The sequence below is a fragment of the Komagataeibacter kakiaceti JCM 25156 genome, from assembly GCF_000613305.1.
This window is the reverse complement of the sequence record NZ_BAIO01000520.1, coordinates 1-1,606: the sequence shown is the minus strand read 5'-3', so window position 1 is coordinate 1,606 and position 1,606 is coordinate 1. Positions and strand designations below refer to the sequence as shown.

Genomic DNA, 1,606 nt, shown 5'->3' with positions numbered 1-1,606 from the left:
GCCAGGCGGCGAAAGCCTGCCACCGGGTCAGGCCTCCACCCCCGATCCGGCCCGGCGCGCGCATTCCGAACCCCCACGTCCCGAATCCTTGCGGCAGGGAGTTGCTGACCAATGACGACCGACCAGGCGGCACAGCCGCGCCCCGTTGTCCTGCTGGTGGATGACGAGGCGGAGATCCTCGTCGCCCTGACGGACCTGCTGGAAGACACCTTTACCGTGCTGTCCACCACGTCCCCCCTCGCGGCGCTGGAAATCCTGTCCACGCGCAATGATGTGGATGTGATCGTGTCCGACCAGCGCATGCCTGAAATGGGCGGCGATGTCATGCTGGCGCGCGCGCGCGAAACCTGCGACGCACAGGCGATCCTGCTGACGGGCTATGCCGATATTGGCGCGGTGGCGGCGGCGCTCAATCAGGGGCGCATTTCGTTCTATTCCCACAAGCCATGGGATCCCGACGCCCTGCGCGCCATGATCGTGCAGGCGGCGGATTACCACCGGCTGGAGCGTGAACTGCGCACCGAACGCATGCTGCTGCATGGGCTGCTGGACAACCTGCGCTCCGGGCTGGGGTTCAAGGACGCGCAGGGCCGCTTCATCCGCATCAACCAGCAGGCGGCCGATTTCTATGGCCGCGACATCGCCGCCTGCCTTGGCCAGACGGAGGAGGAACTGTGCGACGCCGAACTCCTGCCCGTCATCCGTGCGGCGCAGGACCGCCTGCGGGCCGAGGGCCGTGACGAGGAGACCCTTGAACTGCCCGCCCATATACGCGGCGGCGCGCAGGGGCGCTGGCGCGAGATCACCCGCGTGGTGCTGGGCGCGCTGGGGGATGGCACGGCCGGTTCCGTCGTGATCAACCGCGACATCACCCGCCAGCAGGAAATGGCGGCCCGGCTGCGGCAGGCGGAAAAGATGCAGGCGCTGGGCACGCTCGCGGGTGGGATCGCCCATGATTTCAACAACCTGCTGACCGCCGTGCTGGGCTCGCTTGAACTGGTGCGCGACCTGGGGCCGGAAAGCGGGCCAATGGCGCGGCTTCTGGACAATGCCTCCGCCGCGGCCCAGCGCGGGGCTTCGCTGACACGGCGGCTGCTCAATTTCAGCCGCCCGCGCGACCTGAGCCTTGAACCGGTGGATGTGAACGCCCTGCTGCACGGCATGAAGGATCTGCTGGCGCAGACCGTGGTCTCCCGCCAGGGCAAGGATGGCGGCGCGCCCTGCACCATCGTGGTGGATACCGCCGCGTCGGAGGGGAGCCTGCCGCCGGTCAGCACGGATGCGGGCCAGCTTGAACTCGCAGTGCTCAACCTGTGCATCAACGCGGTGGACGCCATGCCCGGCGGCGGCGTGATCCGGGTTTCCACCAAGCTGAAGCGGGTGAAGGAAATCGTGGCGGGCACGAATCTGGTGCCCGGTGAATATGTCATGGTTTCCGTTATCGATCAGGGGGTGGGCATGTCCCCCGAAACGCTGGCCCGTGTGTTCGAGCCGTTTTTCACCACCAAGGATGTGGGGCGCGGCACCGGGCTGGGCCTGTCCATGATCTATGGCTTCATCCGCCATGTGGGGGGGGAGGTGCAGGTGCGCAGCCAGCCGGGGGCGG

General features: G+C 67.7%; 1 protein-coding gene. It reads left to right on the top strand.

Translation table 11 applies throughout. From position 1 onward, the window contains the following. Positions 1 to 111: 111 nt before the first annotated feature. Positions 112 to 1,606, top strand: a 1,495-nt coding sequence (locus tag JCM25156_RS16130) for an ATP-binding response regulator (protein ID WP_025813925.1), incomplete at its 3' end; no start/stop codon positions are given.